This window comes from Yersinia sp. 2542 StPb PI, from assembly GCF_048593855.1.
GTDB classification, from domain to species: Bacteria; Pseudomonadota; Gammaproteobacteria; order Enterobacterales; family Enterobacteriaceae; genus Yersinia; species Yersinia enterocolitica_E.
Window position 1 is genome coordinate 1 of record NZ_JAZGQA010000412.1, and the last position, 1,160, is coordinate 1,160.

Below are 1,160 nucleotides of genomic sequence, written 5' to 3' on the forward strand. Positions count from 1 at the left end.
ATGTATGAAAATTTGACTTGAAAAGTTAACTTATTCCTGTGTTTTTATAATTAACTATTAGCCAGGGGAAAAGGTTGTTTTCACTTTTTATTTTTATTAGCAAAGTCCTGATAATTATCTTTAGTGATGAGTTGATAAGGAATCATAACACTGCTTTCAACTTTCTGGCCGGAGGTTAATTTAATCGCAGTATCTACAGCGCCTTCTCCTTGACCTTTAGCATCTTGGAAAATACTGACATTCAAATCGCCTTTCTTAATAAACTCAAGCGCATCGGGTGTGCCATCAATGCCACCAATTACTACGCCATTTTTCTTCGCTTGTTTTAAGGCTAAAATAGCCCCAATGGCCATTTCATCATTATTTGATGCAATGGCATCTATTTGTTGCCCAGACAAAACCCAATCAGTGGTAACGTCTACCGCTTCTTTGCGGAAAAATTTTGCAGTTTGCTTATCAATGATATGAATATCTGGATACTGAGCTGCAACTTTCTCTACTCCCCGAGTTCTATCACGAGTAGCCTCACTCGAGAGTTCCCCCATCAGGATCATTACGTTGCCTTTCCCCCCCATCAGCTTCGCTAATTCCTCCATCTGTAGACGACCTGCAAGCTCAGAATCTGATCCCACATAGGCCATACCAGCTGGTAACGTTATTTCAGGGCGGCGATTCACAAAAACCAATGGTATCTTCGCCTGTTCAGCTAATTTGATCATTGGCTTTACACCTTGAGTATCTACCGGATTCAGAATAATGGCATCGACCCCTTGACTGACAAAATTCTCTACCTGCTGAATTTGTTGGGCAATATCCCCTTTTGCATCCTCGAATTGCCCAGTGACATTCCCTTCTTCTTTCATTTTGTTTTGCATAGCCTGACGTAATATTGTCAGGAAGTTATCATCGAAGTAAGCCATGGAAACGCCAATTTTAAGATCTTTAGCATAAGCACCCAATGGCAACAGACAAATAGCGAGTGAGGCGATAATAATTTTTTTCAGCTTCATGAACTATACCCTCCAAAAGTGGAATGCATTAACATCTCAGCGCCCGCTTATTGAAAATATTTTTTTACAACTGCATGACTCGGCAGAAAATAAAAATAGTTATTTTAGGCACTTCAATGCACTTCCGTGAATGCAACCGCCCCATTCCCG

General features: G+C 40.5%; 1 protein-coding gene. It reads right to left on the minus strand.

Going from position 1 to position 1,160, the window contains the following annotated elements:
- Positions 1–80: 80 nt before the first annotated feature.
- Positions 81–1,010 (minus strand): sugar ABC transporter substrate-binding protein, encoded by a 930-nt coding sequence (locus V1952_RS21985; protein ID WP_372558866.1) that lies wholly within the window; start codon positions 1,008–1,010, stop codon positions 81–83.
- Positions 1,011–1,160 lie beyond the last annotated feature (150 nt).

What these genes read in the sequence shown, in the direction of transcription:
- V1952_RS21985 (WP_372558866.1), bottom strand. Translation starts at nt 1,010, where the DNA reads ATGAAGCTGAAAAAAATTATTATCGCCTCACTCGCTATTTGTCTGTTG.